Here is a 21622-nt window from a genome sequence, read left to right on the forward strand (position 1 = left end):
TAAATTTAGAATAGTATGCTTAAAATATCTTATTTATTAATATTACTCCATTTAATTTCAGTTAGAATTTGGTCGCAAAATATGGATAGTATAACACTGGCCCATATACGACAAGCGCGAACCTTCTATCAATTGGGGCAGCAATACCGCACAGGTACAGACGTTCCAATGGATTATGGCAAAGCCGTCGAGCAATTTGAAAAAGCAGCAGCTTTGGGGGATCCGCACGGCCAGTACGCTCTGGCCTACATGTCCTATAAGGGGCTTGGTTGCTCACAAGATTATGGAAAAGCTGTCAGTCTTTTTCGTCAAGGAGCTTTGCAGGGATACGATAATGCCATGTATTTCTATGGTTTGTGTTTACGCAATGGCTACGGAATCGCCGCCAATAAGGACAGTGCAACGTATTGGTTGAAATATGCGGATTCTTTGGGAAGTAAACAAGCCCAGATGGAGCTTGCTGCCATATCAGCAGAAAATAGGGCGGACTCTGCAAAGGAACTATTGGAAAATATCCATAATGCAGCTCTGCCATCAACGGGGTCCATGAACAGTTTTGTACGTATACCTGGTCATTTTCCCGTTGGTGATATTATCAACGGTAGGTATAAAGGTTATCTTTTACAATATGACTGGAGTGGTAAAAATCTCGTGCAGGCGAAATCCATGGAGTTGGAACTGGGTAGCTTTGCTTCAAAAATAAGTGGGCAGTGGGTGGAAAGTGGTACGGATTCTTTCCATTTCTCTGCATCCTTAAGCGGAGACTCTTTGGTATTTGAACCTACGACGTATGGTAGAACAGATCACTACAGTCCAGACAGTGCTTTATCCTATAGCTTAAAAGGCGCTGCATTTAATATCGTTCAAGGAGTTGATAGGATTTATTTGGCTGGAAATGTTACAATGTTTTCTGAAGATCGCGGAGAACCCTCTAAACCCATTGTTTTGGCATTGACGCGGGAAGTAAAAACCGAACAAAAGGATATTTTACTTACTGATACGAAGGTTTATCCTAATCCGTTCCATGATGTTTTAAATATCAGTTTTTCTTTGGGAGCAGAAGCTATGGTATCCTTGTCCTTAAATAGCATTTCAGGACAACAGGTGTATCAAAAAGCGGCACAGAAACTTTTTACGGGAACCTATAATTTCAGCCTACAGCCACCCGCAGGATTGGCCCCCGGTGTTTATTTTTTGCAAGTATCGGTAAACGGTAAAATACATTCATTCAAGGCTGTCAAGATTTAACCCAAAACTTTTTATGATATACAGATTAAGATTATTCGCTTTTTTAATATTATTACTTTGTATCTCTACTGTAGTAAATGCTCAGACGAGCGCCCAAAATTATATAGCCACTTGGTCCGCCATGGCCCCTGAGGCGAGTGCAACCAACCTGCTTACACGTCCGGGCAAGGATGTACAATTGGGAGTACAGTACTTTGATGGACTCGGTAGACCGATGCAAACCGTTATCCGTCAAGGCTCTTTAATAACTGGAGCTACGGCTGGTGATTTGGTAACCCCTATCGAATACGATAGTTATGGTAGGCAATCCAAAAACTACTTGCCATATGCAGCTTCAGCTACAGACGCAGGTTTTAAAAGTAGTGCCACCTCTGCACAATCGACTTTTTATGCATCAGGCAATCCCTCCAGTCCGGTTGCAGGTCAAGGTGAAAACTTGTTTTATAGTCAAACCAATTTTGAACTATCTCCTCTGGATCGCCCGATAAAAACGCTGGCTCCGGGTAACAGTTGGTTGGGGGCAGCAAAAGGGGTTGCTACTGGTTACTATGCAAATACAACAGCAGATGGTGTGCGTATTTGGAATGTTACCATAGGAAGTAGCAGCGGAAGTATCTTAAGTTCTTATGCCAGTCTATCTACTTATGGTGTGGGACAACTTTATAAAACAATTACTACAGACGAAGCTGATAAACAGGTCATAGAATTTAAGGACAAGGATGGCCTTGTAGTTCTAAAAAAAGTGCAACTTACAGGCAGCGCGGATGATGGTTCTGGACAGGGTCATGACGGATGGCTTTGTACTTATTATATGTACGATGATTTAGGGAATCTACGCTGTGTCATACAGCCTGAAGGCGTTAAAACCCTTTCTTCTTCTGGATGGGTATTGAGCCAAACAACGAACGCCAAAGTTTTATCTGAACAATGTTTTCGCTACGAATACGATGGTCGTAATAGAATGACGATCAAGAAAGTTCCTGGTGCAGGTCCAGTATATACAGTCTATGACGCACGTGATTTACCTGTAATGGTGCAGGATTCTACCTTGCGAGCTTTGGGCACTTGGAATGTTACTAAATATGATAATCTGAACCGTCCTTATAAAACTTATCAGACGTCTAATAGTACCGCATTTGCCACTTTGTTATCGGCAGCTTACAACGTCTCCCCCTATATTCCTTCTGGGGATAGCTCCAATATACTGACAGTAACCCATTATGATGATTATAACGGGCTTCCAGCAGGATTGTCATCTTCCATGCTGACAACTTGGAACACTTATTTTTCTGCTACGAGCACTTCCTGGCCATATCCAGTAATGCCCGCGAAAAATAGTACGATCACAACCAAGGGTTTGGTGACTTGGTCACAGGTAAAGTTACTTGGAAGCTCCACCTACTTGTCTTCAGCAAACATATATGATGACAAGGGACGGGTGGTGCAGATACAATCACAAAATGTAACCGGTGGTATAGACGTATCGACCACTCAGTACAGCTGGAATGGCAAACCTCTTATTACCGTCAACAAGACCCAAAAAGTAGGGACAAAACCAGATACGACCGTTATCGTCAACCGTTACACCTATGATGAGCTTTGGAGAACGATAAAAGAGGAAACAAAAATAGCCTATTCTAAAGTACGCAAGGATACCGCTAGTGATTGGCTTGTATTGTCGCAGAGTAGTTATGACGCTATTGGTCAGCTAAAACGTAAACTCGTAGGGCTTAAAAGAAACGGTAATACAAATACGTATCTTTCTACGCCTATTGATACACTAGACTATGATTATAATATCAGGGGATGGTTATTGGGCGTTAATAGAGCTTATACCAAAGAAGGGGTTACAACCGATAATACCACACCTCCCTTGGGTGAAGGCTACGCGGAACCGTCAGGAACGCTCTATGATCCAGCTTCCCGACTTTGGGGTTTTGATCTTGCCTACGACAAGATAGCATCGGCCTTAATTAATGGTCAATCCTATAATACCACAGCCCAGTTAACGGGCAACATTGCAGGTATGGCATGGAAAACAAATAGTCATGGTAGAGTAAGAAAATATGATTTTAATTACGATGCCTCGAATAGGCTTACCGGTGCTACTTTTGGTCAGTACACAGGAAGTGCATTTTCCAACACCACTGTGAATTATAATGTATCTGGGTTGACATATGATAACAATGGCAATATCACTGCCATGAACCAATACGGGCTGAAAACCTCGTCCAATAGCTCTGCTCTGGTGGATCAGTTGACTTATACCTACCAGAGTGGCAGCAATAAATTGGCAAAAGTGGCAGATGCCGTAAGTAATGCGTCTGAAAACTTGGGGGATTTTCAAAATGGAACCAATACGGATGATGATTACGCCTACGATGGTAATGGAAATTTGACAAAAGACCAGAACAAAACAATTTCCTCCATAACGTATAATTACCTAAATTTACCGCAGGTAGTCACGGTGACTGGCACAGGTACGGTTACCTATGTGTATGATGCATCTGGAAACAAGTGGAAAAAAGCGGTTTATAATCAGGCAACGGGAAAAACCGATTCCACACTATACTTGGGTAATAACCAGTACCGCAATGACACATTACAGTTCTTTGGCACAAGTGAAGGTAGAGTCAGGACAAAGGATAGTACGGGATTAATACTGGACTATTTCTTTAAGGATCATTTAGGAAATGTTCGCTTAGTAGTAACTGATCAATATGGTCTACAAAGCCCCATTCTTGAAGAAACTCATTACTATCCGTTCGGGCTCACAATGAAGGGAATATCTTCAAGTCAGAGCAACCCGATGCTGACAAACAAGGACAAGACGTTCCAAGGACAGAAGTTCGATGATGAGTTAGGACTTGATTGGTTAGAATTTAAATACCGTAATCATGATCCACAAATCGGTAGATTTATTGAAATCGATCCTCTGGCAGATCAGTATGAATACAATAGTACTTATGCATTTAGTGAAAATAAAGTCACAGGAAATGTAGAGTTAGAAGGGTTGGAATCTGTGACAGTACCAACTCCCGAAGGTCCAATACCAATGGTTCCGATTGTACAAAATCCTTCTGCTTCACACAGTGGGCCTCGTCCTCAAACATTGGGAGAAGCATTGCACGATCTTATTGTAAATACTGCGTCTTTTTTACGTGAAGCAATTATAACAACTGCCACAAGTACAGTAGCAAATGGATATCGATTACACGCTTTGCTTTCTGAAGGTTCTAATGAAAAAAAAGATGTTGACGGTGTTAGACCACAGACACTTGTTAAATCAAATGGCGTTAGCAAACAGAATAAGACGAATACAGAAACGGGATCCTATACAAATACACATAAAAGTGGTAAGACTTATAGTGGAAAGGGAAGTAAAAGTAGGTCTCAAAAATCAGCCAAAAGGGTTGAGAGAGAAAATAATGATCCTCATATAGCTACAGATTTTACTCCAGCTAATTCAGAACGTGACGCTTTTAAAGATGAGGATACACGCATTGAACAAAATGGAGGACATGGTAATTCCTCTAAAAATTATAATAGAAGAGCATCTCCTGGTAAAAAATATAAAAAACAAGATAATACACCTTAATATATTTATGGCAATAATAATAAAAGAAGGATTTAAATTTTTTGAAAATACATCTGGTAAAAACGTCGAATTAATAATAGATGTATCTCGAATTGAAGAGTCAATGAATTATTATAAGAAAAATAAAGTTGATGGAATCATTATTTCACCTGCACACGGATATAATATTGAAAATGTAGACTTTCTTAAAAAGTATTCTTTTATTAAAAATGTTTCAATATCAGATATACCTAATATTGATGGATTATTTTTCTTAAAAAAATTAGAATCTTTGTATATCTCTGGAACAGACCTTCATATTGATTTTGCAAATTTTCCAAATCTAAAAAAATTAATAGTTGATTGGAGCCCATTTGTTATAAATATAAATGAATGTAGAGCTCTGGAGATTTTATCTTTATACAAATATAAACCTGCATCAAAAGATTTATCAGAATTTTCAGAAATTGATAGTCTAAAATCTTTAACGATAACCCAATCTACAGTTAATTCCTTGAATGGATTGGATAGTTTAAAAAAAATGGAGAATTTAGAACTAAACTATTGTAATAAATTACTAAAGTTAGGTCATTTAGAAGGTTGTAAATATAATTTAACTCAATTATTAATAGATCATTGTAAAAATATCGAAAATTATGAATACGTCAAGTTATTAAATGCTTTAAAAATATTGGCATTTAATAATTGTGGTTCAATCTCTTCGATTCAATTTATTAAAGAAATGTCTAATCTAAAAGATTTTAGGTTTGTAGGCACCTCCGTTATTGACGGGGATTTAACTCCGTGTGTTGGTTTAGAACATGTAGGCTTTTTTGATAAGAAACATTATTCACATACTTACAATAGTTTAAATAAAAACAGTTAAATTTGTTTCTTTAATTTTTTTGCTGTGTTTGAATATTTTATTTTCTGAACAAATAGATGTATTAGAATAGATGAATTAATATTTGTTTGTATAGCATAAATTTTTTTTAGGAATATTTTTTGCTATTTATACTATATATAGATTATTATCAATATTCGTAACATAATCATTATCGACTTTTAAACATATTCTGCATTTCCTTTATTGCATTAATTCTTTTGGATTTGACATAAGACATAAAGGTTCTTTCTGAGTTGTGACCAGTGATAGCCATTATGGTTTGTATATTGATACCTCTTTTATACATATTTGTTGCAAAACTCCTTCTAGCAGTATGTGTTGTAACAAGACGGTAAAAAGGTTCGTTCATGGAAACCTTTCGTCCTCCTTTACTAATGGAGTAAGCAACATCATCAGTAAAGCCCGCCATTTTTACAATATCTTTAATCCTTCGATTAATTTGCCATTCACTGATTGAATTTGGTAATACTCCTCCATATTTGACAATAGTTTTCTTCACGATAGGATGTAAAGGAATGTCAATATATTCAGCGGTCTTTTCACTTCTTAGCGAAATTACATTACCATGAACATGACTTTTAGTAATTTCCAACAAATTACCAACTCTCAAACCTAACCAGCAGGATGCTACAAATAAATCTCGGATGACTTCATCTTGTGAATTATTTTCTAAGTGCATTTTATTTAAGGTTTTTATCTGGTCTTCTGACAGATAAACTGAGAAACTCTCTTCTGATGTCTTTTTGAAGCGTTTGCTTTTAAATTTGAAGTTGGAGTGTAGTTCTCTTTCTTCCGCCTCTGCCATAAAGAATTTGATATGCTTTACTTCTTTACCTATTGTATTTACAGAATACTCTTTTTCCAATTGACAATAAGAAACATAGGCATTATAAAAATCCATGTCAATACTTTCAAAATGTACAGGTCTCTTATAACACTCTTTTTGAAAGGACTTCAGATTTTTAAGTGTCGTCCGGTATTGCGCTAATGTACCAGATGTGCGGTTGAGTGTAGGAATTAATTTTTCCATGAATTGTATAAGACTTCCGCCTTCTGACAAATCTATTCGGACTTTTTCCGCCTTCTTTATCTCAACTTGCTTTATTTGCTGCTTGAATTTTACAAGTATATTTTGTTCCTTATTCTGTATCAAATCTGTTAGTTTTGAAACAGCACTTGCACCAAAGAATTGTAGATAATTATTAAATTCCATCGTTTCGGAAGAGGTACCCCTTGCTCGTTGTGCATTTTCATTCCAATTAGCTGGTTTTATGACCTTGCCGGTGCTTATGGTAATTCTTTTACCGTGACAATACAAATAGAGCATTACTGTTGAACGTCCTTGTTTATTGAGTTTGTTGCTGAGATAAAAACGAGGTTCCATGATAATAAATTTTTACTTACAATTACTTACAGTATTTTGGATATTTACTTAAAATAAAGATAATCTATTTTCACAAAATATATTATAACTATTTGGTAAATAGTTGATTATATTAATATTTATTAAAGTGTATTAAACTCTATTTATGCTAAATAAGTCCCAGCGGGATCACAGAAAGCAGTAGAACAAAGTTAAACTGATTTCAATAAAATTAAAAAAGCCGTGTAAATCAATAGATTACACGGCTTTCTTGTTAAGTGTCGTTAAGTTAAATATTTAAATAATTAAGAACTCCAAGGTGAGCAGATAGGTTAGCAACATTTTGTCTAACTTGTGCTAACCTTTGAAAAGCCGAAATGCTTATCCACATTACGTTTCACAAGGTTAAGACAGTAATAAAAATAGTAATGTTTTTCTGTTTTAGCCACAAAAAAAATGTTGGTTATGGCAAAACTTAATCCCACTTTATCCATCTTATTTTGGCTTAATCGCCAAAGAAGTAAAAACGAAACTTTTCCAATTTACGCCCGTATTACACTGAATGGGAAGCGGATGGAATTATCCACTCATTTGTATCTAAATCCATCTCAATGGGACCAAAAGAATCAGCGTGTGAAAGGGGCTGGAGAACAATCTCGTAAAATCAATATTTCTCTTACGCAAATTTCAGGTTCCTTGCAGGGATTATATACAAAATTATCTCTACTAGAAAGTCCGATATCATTAGAAATATTGAAAAATACCTATTTGGGGAAAAAGGTTAATCAAAAAAGTTTGCTGGAAGTCTTTGCTTTGCATAATCAAAGATTCTTCGCAAAAGTCGCATCTGGTCGCAACAGTGATCGTACCTACAAAAGATATGAAATAACAAAAGAGAAAGTTTCTACATTCCTAAATGAACAGTATAAGTTAGACGATCTACCGTTGTCTCAAATACAGTTTGGCTTAGCATCTGATTTCGAACATTACCTGTGTAACGTGACCAAGATTGGTTCCAATACAGCCATGAAATACATCAAAATCACAAAACAGGTTTTGAAGTTCGCTGTAGATCAAGGATGGATACCCTATAATCCAATTGGAGGATTTAAGTGCAACTATGAAAATCCACAAAGGGAAATTCTAACTATGGAAGAAATTGAAAGAATTTATAATAAATCTTTACTACCTAGATTGGCGCAAGTGAGGGATGTATATATATTTTGTTGTTTTACCGGATTAGCATTTACGGATGTAATGCAGCTTACGGCTAGCAATATTATAACTGGCATGGATGGCGAAAAATGGATTATAACAGATCGTCAAAAAACAGGAACATTGGAAGAAGTTCCGCTTTTACCTGTTGCTCTTGAAATTTTGGAGAAGTATAGCTGTAATATAGTATTACAGAAAAAGAAACAATTACTTCCTTTATGTAGCAATCAACGCTTTAATGGTTATTTACAGGAAATTGCAGATATCTGTGGCATAGATAAACATCTTACATCTCATACGGCAAGACATACTTTTGCAACTACCGTTACACTCGAAAATGATGTACCAATTGAAACAGTTAGCCGAATGTTGGGACATAAAAGCATTCGGACTACTCAAATTTATGCGAAAATAACCCGAAAGAAGATTAGCAACAATATGCGCACTTTAAAAGACAAACTTAAAATGGGTAGTGAAGCACACTAAGTATAAATTAAACGTATATAGTAATTATAAACATGTATTTATTTAGTTTTAAAAGGACTAAATAGGCTAGGCTCTGTATACTATAAAAATAAAATGGTACTATGAAAGTGCCATTTTGATAGGATATTTAAAGACATAGAAAAGTTATAAACTAATCCAAATAGCAAGTTGAGTAAAGAATTAAAAGAACTATACTAGATAACTACTTATCATTGTACTTCCTAATTGGATAACAGAATGATAATATAATTATTTTTTGAGATAATCATTTAAGAGTCTGATTAAATGGATTTGTTAACTTATTTCATGCTTCGTTTTTGGTAGTTTATCGCAAATATAAATATGGAAGTTATTGCCCCAATAATAGCTGATGTTAAAAATGCATATTGTATATGAGTAAATAGTTCTGTAAAAAATGAGGACAAGAATTGCCCCCCAAAAATTCCCATAGAATAATATCCTAGATTTTTTCCTCTTTCTTCTGAACTGCTACTCTGAACCATCCAATGATTTAATAACGGAACGGTCATTCCAAATCCAATTCCCATGCTAATCGCGCCACAAAATAATAAAGGTACATTTGAAGCCACATAAAAAAGTAAAAGTCCAATCATAAAAAAAAGAAAACCTGTACCAATTGTGGGCTCTGTACCAATTTTAAAAACAAATTTTGGCATCTGACTTGCACATATCACGGCAACCAATGATATGAAAGCCATAAAGTAACCCGTTTGTGATTCCGAAAACTTAAACATCTCTGGAAGCAATAAGGGTAAACCAACAAATGCTGTAAAAAACAAGATCATCGATACTAAAGAACATAAGACTATAATGCATACAATGCTTGTTTTCTTTGTATTTGTTTTATTGACATTTAAGTCATGGCTTGTTTTAGGAATTATAGTTATTTGCGGAATAGATATTTTTTGCAATATCAAACAAATAAAAGCAATAAGATAAATTGCGAAGGGGTAAAACCAGTCCATTCCACCCAATATACCTCCAACACTAAGAAAAACAACGCCGCCTAATCTATAGCCATGCCTTGCCATGCTATCATTTTCATTCTCTTTTCCCCTTGAAAAAGTTCAGCTATCAATACAGTCCCTGATGCCTGTATTGCTGCTGTAGCTCCACCTAGTAAAATACGATCAATAACAACCAATGATGGGTATTTTAAAAATGCACCTCCAAAACCAAATATTGCATAAGGTATCAAACCTAAAATCATCATATTATATGCACCTTTTCGATCTATTAATCGCCCCATTACAGGTGCAAATAATACCACTCCCAATGATGGCAAAGTGACAAGCCATCCTGGACTTTTTGAAAATCCAAGTTGCGCGGCTATTTGGTATAATGATGGAGCTATTACAGTACCAACCATAATTGTTAAGCTACTGATAAGAAGAATCGTAAAGATTCCAGTATTAGACACTTTTAAATTTTGCATATTTAAAATTTTATGCAAAGGTCATTATATAACCTTATCCTATTGTTATCTTATTTCCCAAATAGCTAGTACAATTTGGAAATTTAATAAACTGGGTATAGTTTTAGATAAATAATTTGAATTAAATGAAATTTCAAAATATCAAATCGACTAACTATAGTCACCTTTTAGATCCTTCTAAGTTTGTGGTTTCAGAATTAACCCAAAATCATAATAATAAAATATTTAAAACGAATCAAGTTCTATTGTTTAAGATGTTTTGGTATCATGAGAATATTAATAGAAATGAGGATGCCTCCCGACTTAATACTATATTATTCGTACCTCCTTCACAAACGTTAAACAAATCTATTTTTTATGAGGAAGGGTTTATTATCGCATTTGACAGAGAATATCTTCAAGAAGACGATAAAGAATTTTCAATAGATGTCTTCAATCTCTTTAATTCAGATGAACAAAATCGAAAACTAATTATATCAAAAGAGGTTGAAGATAATCTAAATCATGTTATGCAATTAATGAGATTTGAGGTAGATAATGAGTTTGGAAGTTTTTTAGTATTAAAACCACTCGTTAAGGTCTTTCTATTGCAGTTAATACGATTGTCTCAAAACAAGTTTTTAAAACAGGACGTTCATCAGAAAAGAATTTATCAGTTTTTAATGTTATTGGAAGAGAATTTTATAACTCAAAGGAAATGCAGTTTTTATGCCAACCACTTAGGTTTAAGTGCTAAAAGATTAAATCAGATATTAAACACTAAAATGAATACAACTGTCACTCAACAGATTCATTCAAGGCTGTTACTAGAAGCGAAAAGAATGTTGGTAGAAAGTGAATTGACAATCAAGGAAATTGCGTACAATCTTCAATTTAATGATCATTCTTATTTTAGCCGATTTTTTAAAAAAAATAGTGGCTTTACTCCAGAAGAATATAAAAAGCATAATTAATTATGTTAACAATGAGTCTTTTACTACTTTATTTTGTATATTGATTCTAGATTCCATCATGTTAAAGGTATTTCAATATTATTATCAGTTGAGTTTATCTTAGCTTAAATGCATAATAGCTTAATTTTAATTTCTACTAACGTGGCGAAGTCTACAAATTGTTCTTTTGTAAACATAAAAATTTAGAATAGAGTTTGCGGCGTGGTTAGATATGGATAAAATAGACTTTTTAACATTTTACAGTGTTCTCTTACGGCTTCCTTTCCTTCTTTTCGAAAACTTGCTTCATTATAAGCTATCCAAAAATCACCTACAATAAAAATCTGACGTACTAAATATAAAAATTGCTTCTCTGGTATATCTTTTCGGAATATTTTTTTCTGAACAAGCTGTAGGAAAATTTCTAAAAATTCAACTTTCCTACGCTTATTTATGTCAATGTAAGCACTTCGTATCTTTTGATTTTTTTGGGATAGAGATTGAAAATTTAAAGGAACAAATTTGTACTTATGTACTAGAACAACGGAATCTACAATAAATTGATTTAGAGAATCCAGTGAAAAATGGTGCTGATTTTGCAACGTTGCCATTAGCGTATCAAATTCTTTCTCAAATGCATGAAAGAGCTGTATTAAAATGTCTTCTGTGTGTTTAAAATGGTAGTGTAAATTCCCTGCGCTAATAGCTATATCCTTAGCAATATCTCTAGTTGTGATGTTGTCAATACCGTACTTGTTATATAAAAATCGCGCACTCTCTAATATTTTTTCTTTTGTAGACACATCCAAAATTAGAACAAATGTTCTAATTTTGTAAAAATTATTATATTCGAATATTATGAAAAACGAAAAAAGTCGACTTAAAAATTATTTCAAAGATTTATATAAAAATTTTAGAGAGTCTGTACTTCCGTTAAATGAAAAGGATTCTACAATAAAAAAATATTCTAAAAATATCGGAGCATCTGCAATATTGGTGCTTGCAGTAGTCGTATTTTCTGTTGTAGTGCTTGCTATAAGTTTCGTTTTATGAAAATAAGGCTATGTGATAAATATTTTAGAATGTATGTATTAAGTTGGTCTTGTGTACATATACTCAGATTTTTAAAGTTCCCTATTCCAATTCTGAATAACTGGTTGACTGATTTTTTCTTTATTCCTTTTATATTTCACTTATCCTATTATTTACATAATCTATGTTCTAAATGTAATTTTTACATCTATCCCAAGAGAATAATTTTACTTATTGCATTGATATGCGGTATTTTATTTGAATTCATATTACCATGTTTTAATTCAAATTATACTGCGGATATATTTGACATAATTTTCTATTTTTTGGGAGCTCTATTTTATAATTTTATTCATCAGAATTACTATATAAATAAGTATTCTTAATTAACTTTTGACCATTCAGATAATATTGATTTTTAGATTGTTTAAGTTTCGTTTAAACACCGTTTTGTTTAAGAATGGAACGAAAGTTCGGTATTCTAGTTTTGAAACCATTAAAAAATTTAGTAAAATGTCATTGGTATATGATCTGTTTGAAGTATCTTTTTTTATTTTTCCTAAATGCACAATAGGTTAATAATAGTTTTTTAAGGCAGCTAATTACAACAAGGTGCAGAAATCTGTGGAGTAAAAAGTATTTAGTTTTTAAAGGACTAAATAGGCTTGGCTCTGTATACTATAAAAACAAAATGGTACTATAAGTACCATTTTGTTTGATTTTTTAAATCTACAAAAAATCCTACTAGCTTATTACTAAGATCAATGTATTATTTCTTAGTTTTTTTCTTTGGCTTTACATTCAAAGCTTCACTGACGGCTTTGCCAGCTTTAAATTTAGCCACTTTACTAGCTTTTATTTTGATAGTCTCACCAGTTTGAGGGTTGCGACCATCGCGTGCTGAACGCTCAGATACACTAAAAGTACCAAAGCCAATTAATGTAATAGAATCACCACCAGCCAATGTTTCGGTTACTGATTGGGTAAATGCATCTAATACTTTAGCCGCATCAGTTTTAGTTGTACCTGATTTAGAAGCCAAAAGATCAATTAATTCAGATTTGTTCATGAGGATATGAGTTTTAAAATTTCTATTTAGAATTTGAATTTACACAAACAGTGCCAATATCCAAACACATCTGTCTCCCTTTCATAATTCATCCAAACACGAATCCTTCTAATGTAAAGGTTGAAAATCGGCATTTCTAAAACAAACCAAAATTTCGGGACCTGAATTAATGCCTAGACAAAATTGGAATGTATCAAAGACAATGACAAGATTAGCAATGTTTTTTTTAATAACTAGTACATAATAGTCAAAAGAAGTACAGATAGAATGGAAGATGCTCCATCATTCAAATCTATTAGTTAATATGCGTAAATTAGAGAATCAATCAATTATCCCAATCATGACACTTATCCCTAATTTTTCAGGCAGCTTGTTTTGGCGTACCATGAAGGCGTCCTTATTTGGCAGAACAGAAACCTCTAATCAACCTGGGAACTTCAAATCCTATTTCCAGTATCAAATAGGAAAGAATAGTACCGGATATGATTTGTTCTTTTCCAAGGAGCCTAATGCGCAGCAGTATTACAACGAAGCATTTGGTAAGATGGCAGGCTACTTACCCATTGAGATGTCTGATTTTCTTTCGTACCATTATCAGGCGTACACCAACAATGAAGAATTTTTACATTTCCTGACATTAGAATTAGCACACAGAATAAGAAATGCAGGTTCTCAAGCATACAGAAAGAAACTCGAAATAGCTGTCGATTGGCTAAATACACAAAAAGATACACGTTTGGAGGTAAACAGAAATGCTATGAGAGTGTCTGTAAGAGCAGATTTGGATACGGTTTTAGCTCAAAGCGAAAAAGAGGCTCTATCTGCAGAGAGGATGGAGGAAATTGTTGGAAATCTAGCTATCCGAATGGAAGATAGAATGAATAGCGTCATAGATTCCGCAGAAAACGAAATACAACAAATAACCAGTGGACTTAGCACAGGAAATATCCAATTGTCCAATCGAGAACACGAAGGTCTTATAATACGATTTTTTATCCTCTTACAACAAGTACAAGCTCCAAGTTCTAACAATAATGAATCTATAAAATATTTGTTTGCTAATTTTTCTAAAACAGATTTAGCAGCTTTTTTACGAATGCACTTTGAAGCCTTTCGAAGCTACAAGACGAGCACGCTCCAAAAGATGATTACCTCACAACAAGAGCGAATCAAACCTCAACACGAAAAGGTGAAACAATTGGAAGAGGCTATGGTTAATTTTTTTTATTGAGTATTGGCAAGAAGTATACTATTATGGAAATATAAATCATTATAAAATAGTTAGTTCAAGTTCGTTTTTACATAAGAGAAGTTAGCTAGCTATGGAAATCAGTAGATAAATGTTTAATTTTGAATAGGTAGAAACAAAATATAATCATTAAATATTAATTTATGGAAGAAACGTTAAAAGATTTAAAAGACGAAGAATTGGTTTCCTTTGGAACTATGGATAAGTCCCCTTCGAATATGTCTGAAAAGGAATATGAAGAATGGAAGATAAAAAGTAAAGACTTTGTGCGTGAATATCTCTTTTCTATTAATCAACCACTCGTCTATGAAAAGGACGGCGTGATGGTTGCAGAGTATAAAAATGGAAAAGTTGTAAATATATAGCTTATATGGCCAGAATTTACATTATCGCAGGTGCTCCTGGTGCGGGAAAAAGTACATCTGGTAGACTCTTCATACCCAAGGGATTGGAAATTCTGGACTCTGATGATATGTCCCTAAAGTATAAAATAGCTGGCTATACAGATTTCAAAGAAATGGGGCAGCTTAAATTCAATCGGATATTTAACAATCGACTTTTCTCAAATGCGAATTTTGCCATAGAACTTAATCTAGGGTTTGAACACCATTACAATTATGTAAAAAGAATTAAACAGGTCAATTCTGAAAATGAAATAATAGTTGTACTGTTCCATACTGATGATGTAAATCTTTGTCTGGATAGGGCAAAAATGAGAGCGGAAAATGGCAGACATTTCGTAGCTCCAGATGTTATACAAAGTATGTATGATAATATATTTCCTCTATTCAATAAATATAAAGATCGCTTTAGTGGTCTTATTGCTGTGAATGTAGAAAAAACGGGTAATACATATATTAGCATGGAGTATGACTTCAAAAACAAAAAAGCATTGCCAACACTACCTCTTCCAGATTGGGTTAAAAGAGAATTTAAAGAACTCATTCGGGATTTGAGTCCCCAAATAAAAAGATTACCACGCCGTAATCCACTACCTCCCCTGACGACCCCGATGAACCTAAAAAAAGTAGAGGTTTTAGACGCTAAGCTGTTCTTTTCATAAGTTCTAACTGTAATACTAATAGCATATCAACTTCGATATTATTTGTCCTATAGACTAAATAAACAACGCTCATAACTTGAGTTCCAAAATATGTTCTGTATTTGAATAATAACATTACTGTTTATCCCAATTTTTTCATTCCTATGAATTAGCTGTAATTTTCTTATAGTAATATGCTGAACAATTTTTCTATTCTGTTTTTTGTTTCACTAAGCTAAGAAGGTTTGTATCAAGAATGCTGGCAGCTTTCGACGGCATATGCTCACTGTGTTCCGCTATTCCACGTTCTACCAGCCTTCTTGCAAACCTTCTTATGACGCTGTTACACAAAAACAGTATAAAAATGAAAAAGTACAGCACCATCCAAGAATTAGAAAATGAACAATCTCATTGGTCAGAACTACAAGAAGTGAAGTTGTCCTATCGTAATAAACTCAAAGCATCTCAAAGACCCAAAATCAATCAGTCTGAAGATGCTTTGACCCTGTTTAGATCCGTATGGAACGAAAATGAAATGGAACTTGTAGAATCCTTTAAAATGCTTTTAATGAATAATGCCAATAGAGTGCTTGGTGTATACCATAGTTCTACTGGAGGTTCTACAGGAACTATAGTTGATATTCGCATCTTACTTACGGTAGCTTTAAAATGTAATTCCTGTAAATTGATTGTTGCGCATAACCATCCGAGTGGGAACCTTACTCCAAGCCAAGCCGATCTGAAAATGACAGAAAAATTAAAGGAGGCTGCAAAATTGATGGACATTACTTTGTTAGATCATTTGATTCTTACCACTGATAGTTATCAATCTTTTGCCGATGAAGGACTCTTATAAGTCCTTCATTTGATTTTTATAACTGTTTTGATGTTGCGTTTTTACTATTCAAAATAGAATTGCTATTCAAATGGAGTATTCGGATAAAATATAGTTATATACTTTTTTACAAATCTTAAACTTTACATTATTCTAAGTTATTGAAAGTCTAACTTCTATTATCTACGCCGCATCTATCCTTGTTTGAAAGTGTTGAACCTGCCATATTGCAGTCCTAAACACAGAACAATATGGAAAAATTATTCATCCCCACAGAAGAAGACTTTCGACGTTGGATTGCAGAAGCATTGGAAAGCTCCTTGCGAAAACTTCCACAAATATTAAAAACGCCCATGAATGAACCAGAAAAACTACTCAATCGCAAAGAGGTGGCAGGTATTTTTCAAATCTCTTTGGTGACACTACACCAATGGATGCATCAGGGCTTGCCTTTTCACAAACAAGGCGGAAGAGTTTACTTTCTGCGCTCAGAAGTGATGCATTATTTGAAAGATAAAAATCCCAAACAATTGCAAAATCGCATTGCTTAACTTTTCAAAACCAAATATTATGGCAGATATTAAAAGAAGAATTCTGGGCTTTAGTACCGGAAAACAAATCAAACTTTATGGCAATAGTCTTTCCATCGGCAACGACCTACAAATTGGAGAAGGTGGTGCTCCCAATCTGTTATCCTATCAGGAAACTATCATGAATAAAAATCTTTCCTCCAACAAAGAAGAAGAATTCAAATCAGAGGTTAAGAAAAAAGCTTTGGTGATCAATAGTAATAACTTTTCCAAAGAAGAAATCTTTGAACTGGCAGATTATGCCATTAGTTTGTGGATGGAACTCAAAGACAGTATCCGAAGATATGGGTTGGATAATCCCAAAATATTCAAGAAAGATAGTTGAATTACTTGAGTGTATTTAAGTTTCATTGGGCGGGTGAAAAGAAAAAGAAATTTCAAATTTATACTTTTCATTTTATTGAATCTTGTTGTAAGGTGATAGTTGCTCTTTTACAAACATCCTGATACTATCATCTTAAACTTTTGCACTAATATGTTTTAAAGATTTTATAGGGGACAAAAAAGTAGAAAATCAATTCTCTTCAAATTCAACTAGCAAAATAAATGGCGGGCATACGCCTATAAGTAAAATCGTTTCTGGCAATATCCATTGCATTTCTTCCTATCAAGAGAGATTGGTAAGCTATTGACATCGTTCGTTCGATGAGCCAGATGTACTGTTGTATGACAACAGACCTGGCTCACTCGCTGCCATAGTTGCGAGAAGACTATAAAAAGGCTCGAAACTCGCCTGTTTTTCATTTTCAATAAATTTAATTAATCACTTATGGAAGCTCATAATCCAAACCGAATCCACCGGATAAATTTTCGATTGACAGAAGCAGAACACCAAAAGATATTAGCCTCCTGGCAAAAAAGCTCCGACCATAAACTCAGCGATTATGGAAGAAAACTATTGTTGGGCAAACCCGTGACCTTTTTTATACGGGATCGATCATTGGATCTTTTCACCGCAGAAATGGCCAGACTCCGAAAAGAACTGAAAGCTCTTGGCAATAATTTCAACCAGATCGTCCGACGCATCAACGGGCTGAAAGAATTACCCAGATATGAATTTTGGTTACAGGATGCCAAGAGAAAACAGGAAATACTATTGGAAATTACCAAAGACATTCAGCAACAAATCAATAAAAATGCTTCGATATGGTATCAAAGATCATCACAGGAAAAAGCATCCGAGGAGCCTTAAACTACAATGAAAAGAAAGTTAAGGAAGCAGAGGCTTTTCCTTTGGACTGTAATGGTTATTCAAAATCGATTTTTCAACTTTCCTTTTCCGAGAAATTGTTGACACTGGAAAGGCAGGTAGCACTCAATGAACGGATAAAAACCAATTGCCTGCATATCAGTCTGAACTTTGATCCATCAGAAAAACTATCCCCACAAAAACTGGCAGAAGTAACTTCTTTTTATATGGAAGAATTGGGATTTGGAGAACAACCGTACCTCGTCTATCAACATATAGATGTCGGTCATCCACATGTCCACATTATAACCACCAATGTTCAAGAAGATGGAACTGCGATTTCTTTACACAATATTGGGAGAATCAAAAGTGAAGTCGCCAGAAAGAAAACCGAACTAGAGTTTGGATTGGTCAAAGCAGAAGATCACAAAAACAAAAAGGAAGAACAGCGTATAAAACCTGTAGTTGCCCAAAAAGTAATCTATGGCAAAGGAGAAACAAAAGCGGCTATTGCAAATGTAGTAAAGTCAGTTATGAGAGATTACCGCTTTACTTCACTGGCAGGATTCAATGCCGTACTCAAAGGATATAATGTGCAAGCTTACCGGGGAGAACCGAGAACGACTATGTTTGAGAAAGGTGGATTAGCCTATAGTGTACTGGATAGAAATGGAAAGCGTATTGGTGTTCCTGTGAAAGCAAGTGATCTTTCCGCAAGACCAACATTAAAGAATTTGGAAAAAGTATTTCAGCAGAAAAAAGATTTTACCGGACATTACTACCGAAAAATAAGGGAGGCTATTGACAAAGCAATAAGTAGCAACCTACCGAATTTAAAGGCATTAGAATCTGAATTAAAAAAGGAACAAATAGAAATGGTCATTTATCAAAATAAACAAATGGTCTACGGTATTGCTTTTACAGACCATACCTCAAAAGTGGTGGTCAATGGAAGTGAACTGGGTAGAAACTATTCCGCCAAGAGAATACAAGAACAATTAGGGATTAGAGGGTTGCTGGAAAGAAAACAAAACATGTTGGATCAAGAAAGATTATCTGCATATGCAAAGGGCATTCTGACTCAAGGCAATGCTGCAAATGCGCTATCCTATATCTATAGTAATGGTTTAAAATTGGAGGCATCCAACGGAAAATATCAAAACCTTGATTATCGGCTTTCATTTCAGGATCAAAAAGGTAATTCTTCCATTGGTTTATATGGGAAAACAAGAACCTATCTTGAAGAGCGTAACATCACGCCCGAACTATGTGCGCATCTGAATAATCATGTACAAGATAATGGAATAAAACTAATACAAGATTACATTCATGGGTTATTTGCTCAACAATTTGAAACTTTATTCGGACATATCATACAAGATAAAAAGAAATCTAAACGGCGGATTAATTGGTAAATAAGCGATTTTCAGATTTGAGAAGTATATTATTATTTCTGTTCAAGACACTGTGTTTTTGTCTGTACAAAATTGTAATATGAGGAACTATAGGATCGCAAGGTGTTTACAAGTTGGGAAGTTAAAGATTGTTAAAAAGAAATAAGCAAGGAGATTTCCTGGATTAAGTATGAAATTAAAGGAAAATTTTCCAAATAATATCTAAAAATATATATGTTAATTTTATTGTAAAATATATTAATATTGACCCTTATTTGACTAAAAAATTAGTACCTTGTAAGATTAAAACATTGATGAGTTTGTTATATGATTTTATTGTAAAAGACTTATATGAAAGACCTATTTAATAACTTAATTAGTCCGACTTCCAATATAGCGAATATCACTTACATTTTTTGCCACGAGTTAAAAGTTACAATTACAAAAACGACTCTTCAAAAAGAGTTGGAGGAACATCCAGATTATCCTAGCTTATTGTCCATAAGTGATGTTTTAAAAAGTTTAGGTGTAGAAAATTTTGCAATTAAAAAAGAAATTGAAAATTTTTCAGAATTTCCTGTTCCATTTATAACGCAACTTAAGATAGGTCACGAAAATCTTTTCTCAGTTGTTTTTAATACAAGCAACAATCAGATTTTTTTTTGGCATCCAATAGAAAAGAAAAAAATAAGTTTATCTTATGGTCAATTCAATGAATTGTTTAGTGGTTATATTTTGTTGGCTGAAGCTTCTGATATGGCAGGAGAGACGGATTATGCAAAACATCTAAAACATGAGAAGGTAAGCCAAATTAAAAAGATTATTTCGCTATTGTCGATGCCTCTTTTAACAATTATAGCATGCGTTATTTGTTTTGTAAGTTTTGAGATTTCTGCATTCCCTGCTGTGGTGTACACATTGCTTGCATTAGCAGGTACTTTTATAGGGACATTATTGCTTTGGTATGAAGTGGATAAGTATAATCCCGCTCTACAACAAATTTGCTCTAGAGGAAAGAAAACGAATTGCAATGCAATCTTGAGTTCCACAGGTTCCTCTATTTTTGGCATTAGTTGGAGCACTATTGGCTTTACTTATTTCGCTGGAATGTTAATAAGTTTGCTTGTGTCGGGAATATATAACCGGACTAATTTGGATATTCTTATATGGTTGAGTGTATTAGCATTGCCTTATATTATATTCTCTATTTATTACCAAGCAAAAATTGCAAAACAATGGTGCACTTTGTGTTTAACTGTACAAGCGATTTTAGCTTTACAGTTTATGTGCGTATTTTTTGGGGGATATTACAAAACGTTTAATATTACTAATATTCATGTTTTAAATGTATTTATTGTACTACTCTCATTTACAATTACGTTTCTGATTGTAAGTATTTTATTGCCTGCTTTACGTTCTGCGAGGGAAAATAAACAAAACAAAAATGAATTACAAAGGTTAAAGCATAATCCGCAGATATTTAATACCTTACTTATTAAGCAAAGGTCAATCAGCGAGCCTTCGGATGGCTTGGGTATTAGTTTGGGACATCCTAATGCAAAATATAAATTGATTAAAGTTTGTAACCCTTATTGTGGCCCGTGTGCTAAAGCTCACCCCGCTATCGAAGAATTATTAAAAAACAATCCAGATGTTCAAGTACAAATAATATTTACAGCCTCAGATGATGAAAAGGATATTAAAGCATATCCTGTAAAACATTTGCTCGCAATAGCTGGAATGAATAATAAACAACAGACAAAACAAGCGCTTGATGATTGGTATTTGGCAGATAAAAAGAATTATGGCTTATTTGCTGCTAAATATCCAATGAACGGTGAATTAAACCAACAAGGAGAAAAAGTAAAAGCAATGAGGCAATGGTGCAACAAGACAGAGATTGCTTTTACACCTACTTTTTTTTTAAATGGTTATCTGTTACCAGAACAGTATTCAGTAACAGATTTAAAATATTTACTTTCTGTTTAAAAAGCCGACTAGGCATGAAAGGCGATCATCTTTATCTACATTAGCAAAA

At 34.2% G+C, this 21622-nt stretch carries 20 protein-coding genes; 15 read left to right on the top strand and 5 right to left on the bottom strand.

Going from position 1 to position 21622, the window contains the following annotated elements:
• The first annotated feature begins 15 nt into the window (after positions 1-15).
• From E0W69_RS08895 to E0W69_RS08905, 3 genes are read left to right on the top strand one after another with little or no spacing between them, the layout of a single operon-like run.
• Complete coding sequence (locus E0W69_RS08895) at positions 16-1248, top strand: T9SS type A sorting domain-containing protein (protein WP_131329728.1); 1233 nt, start codon at positions 16-18, stop codon at positions 1246-1248.
• A 13-nt stretch (positions 1249-1261) separates the two neighbouring features.
• Positions 1262-4846 carry a DUF6443 domain-containing protein gene (locus tag E0W69_RS08900; RefSeq protein ID WP_131329729.1) on the top strand — a complete coding sequence of 1195 codons (3585 nt, stop codon included), beginning with the start codon at positions 1262-1264 and terminating at the stop codon, positions 4844-4846.
• Positions 4770-5711 (top strand): leucine-rich repeat domain-containing protein, encoded by a 942-nt coding sequence (locus E0W69_RS08905; RefSeq protein ID WP_150926019.1) that lies wholly within the window; start codon positions 4770-4772, stop codon positions 5709-5711. The genes E0W69_RS08900 and E0W69_RS08905 overlap by 77 nt, the downstream gene beginning before the upstream one ends.
• Before the next feature lie 169 nt (positions 5712-5880).
• Here the strand turns inward: E0W69_RS08905 and E0W69_RS08910 are convergent, their stop codons facing one another.
• Positions 5881-7116, bottom strand: coding sequence for a site-specific integrase (locus tag E0W69_RS08910; protein WP_131329731.1), 1236 nt, complete (start codon positions 7114-7116; stop codon positions 5881-5883).
• 444 nt (positions 7117-7560) lie between these two features.
• On the opposite strand from E0W69_RS08910, the gene E0W69_RS08915 reads away from it, so the two are divergent.
• A complete protein-coding gene (locus E0W69_RS08915; protein ID WP_191967969.1) occupies positions 7561-8796 on the top strand; it encodes a site-specific integrase in 1236 nt (411 codons plus the stop codon).
• 299 nt (positions 8797-9095) lie between these two features.
• Here the strand turns inward: E0W69_RS08915 and E0W69_RS08920 are convergent, their stop codons facing one another.
• Positions 9096-9848, bottom strand: coding sequence for an MFS transporter (locus E0W69_RS08920; protein WP_131328935.1), 753 nt, complete (start codon positions 9846-9848; stop codon positions 9096-9098).
• Positions 9824-10237 (bottom strand): MFS transporter, encoded by a 414-nt coding sequence (locus E0W69_RS08925; protein ID WP_191967970.1) that lies wholly within the window; start codon positions 10235-10237, stop codon positions 9824-9826. Before E0W69_RS08925 ends, E0W69_RS08920 begins: the two co-directional genes overlap by 25 nt.
• 140 nt (positions 10238-10377) lie before the next feature.
• On the opposite strand from E0W69_RS08925, the gene E0W69_RS08930 reads away from it, so the two are divergent.
• Positions 10378-11205 (top strand): helix-turn-helix domain-containing protein, encoded by an 828-nt coding sequence (locus E0W69_RS08930; protein ID WP_131328937.1) that lies wholly within the window; start codon positions 10378-10380, stop codon positions 11203-11205.
• A gap of 182 nt (positions 11206-11387) precedes the next feature.
• Here the strand turns inward: E0W69_RS08930 and E0W69_RS08935 are convergent, their stop codons facing one another.
• Positions 11388-11987: a TetR/AcrR family transcriptional regulator gene (locus E0W69_RS08935; RefSeq protein ID WP_131328938.1), complete on the bottom strand. Its 600-nt coding sequence runs from the start codon at positions 11985-11987 to the stop codon at positions 11388-11390.
• 55 nt (positions 11988-12042) lie between these two features.
• On the opposite strand from E0W69_RS08935, the gene E0W69_RS08940 reads away from it, so the two are divergent.
• Entirely contained in the window at positions 12043-12237 is a 195-nt protein-coding gene (locus tag E0W69_RS08940) for a hypothetical protein (RefSeq protein ID WP_131328939.1), read from the top strand.
• Between the two features lie 748 nt (positions 12238-12985).
• On the opposite strand, the gene E0W69_RS08945 is transcribed toward E0W69_RS08940, so the two are convergent.
• Positions 12986-13285 carry an HU family DNA-binding protein gene (locus tag E0W69_RS08945; RefSeq protein WP_131328940.1) on the bottom strand — a complete coding sequence of 100 codons (300 nt, stop codon included), beginning with the start codon at positions 13283-13285 and terminating at the stop codon, positions 12986-12988.
• A gap of 304 nt (positions 13286-13589) precedes the next feature.
• On the opposite strand from E0W69_RS08945, the gene E0W69_RS08950 reads away from it, so the two are divergent.
• From E0W69_RS08950 to E0W69_RS08990, 9 genes are all read left to right on the top strand, one after another.
• Positions 13590-14516, top strand: coding sequence for a hypothetical protein (locus E0W69_RS08950; RefSeq protein WP_131328941.1), 927 nt, complete (start codon positions 13590-13592; stop codon positions 14514-14516).
• Positions 14517-14677: 161 nt separating this feature from the next.
• Positions 14678-14899 (top strand): hypothetical protein, encoded by a 222-nt coding sequence (locus E0W69_RS08955; RefSeq protein ID WP_131328942.1) that lies wholly within the window; start codon positions 14678-14680, stop codon positions 14897-14899.
• A 5-nt stretch (positions 14900-14904) separates the two neighbouring features.
• Positions 14905-15597: a hypothetical protein gene (locus E0W69_RS08960; protein WP_131329732.1), complete on the top strand. Its 693-nt coding sequence runs from the start codon at positions 14905-14907 to the stop codon at positions 15595-15597.
• A 343-nt stretch (positions 15598-15940) separates the two neighbouring features.
• Positions 15941-16432, top strand: a complete 492-nt coding sequence (locus tag E0W69_RS08965; protein WP_131328944.1) for a JAB domain-containing protein — start codon at positions 15941-15943, stop codon at positions 16430-16432.
• A gap of 230 nt (positions 16433-16662) precedes the next feature.
• Entirely contained in the window at positions 16663-16962 is a 300-nt protein-coding gene (locus E0W69_RS08970; RefSeq protein ID WP_131328945.1) for a helix-turn-helix transcriptional regulator, read from the top strand.
• A gap of 19 nt (positions 16963-16981) precedes the next feature.
• On the top strand, positions 16982-17326 hold the full coding sequence (locus tag E0W69_RS08975) for a hypothetical protein (RefSeq protein ID WP_131328946.1): 345 nt from the start codon (positions 16982-16984) through the stop codon (positions 17324-17326).
• Positions 17327-17770: 444 nt separating this feature from the next.
• The gene (locus tag E0W69_RS08980; protein WP_131328947.1) at positions 17771-18193 is read left to right on the top strand and encodes a plasmid mobilization protein; all 423 of its coding nucleotides are present in this window, start codon (positions 17771-17773) and stop codon (positions 18191-18193) included.
• Complete coding sequence (locus E0W69_RS08985; RefSeq protein ID WP_131328948.1) at positions 18148-19605, top strand: relaxase/mobilization nuclease domain-containing protein; 1458 nt, start codon at positions 18148-18150, stop codon at positions 19603-19605. Before E0W69_RS08980 ends, E0W69_RS08985 begins: the two co-directional genes overlap by 46 nt.
• Before the next feature lie 330 nt (positions 19606-19935).
• Positions 19936-21573: a vitamin K epoxide reductase family protein gene (locus tag E0W69_RS08990; RefSeq protein ID WP_131329733.1), complete on the top strand. Its 1638-nt coding sequence runs from the start codon at positions 19936-19938 to the stop codon at positions 21571-21573.
• Positions 21574-21622: the final 49 nt, after the last annotated feature.

It is taken from the genome of Rhizosphaericola mali (assembly GCF_004337365.2).
Lineage (GTDB): Bacteria > Bacteroidota > Bacteroidia > Chitinophagales > Chitinophagaceae > Rhizosphaericola > Rhizosphaericola mali.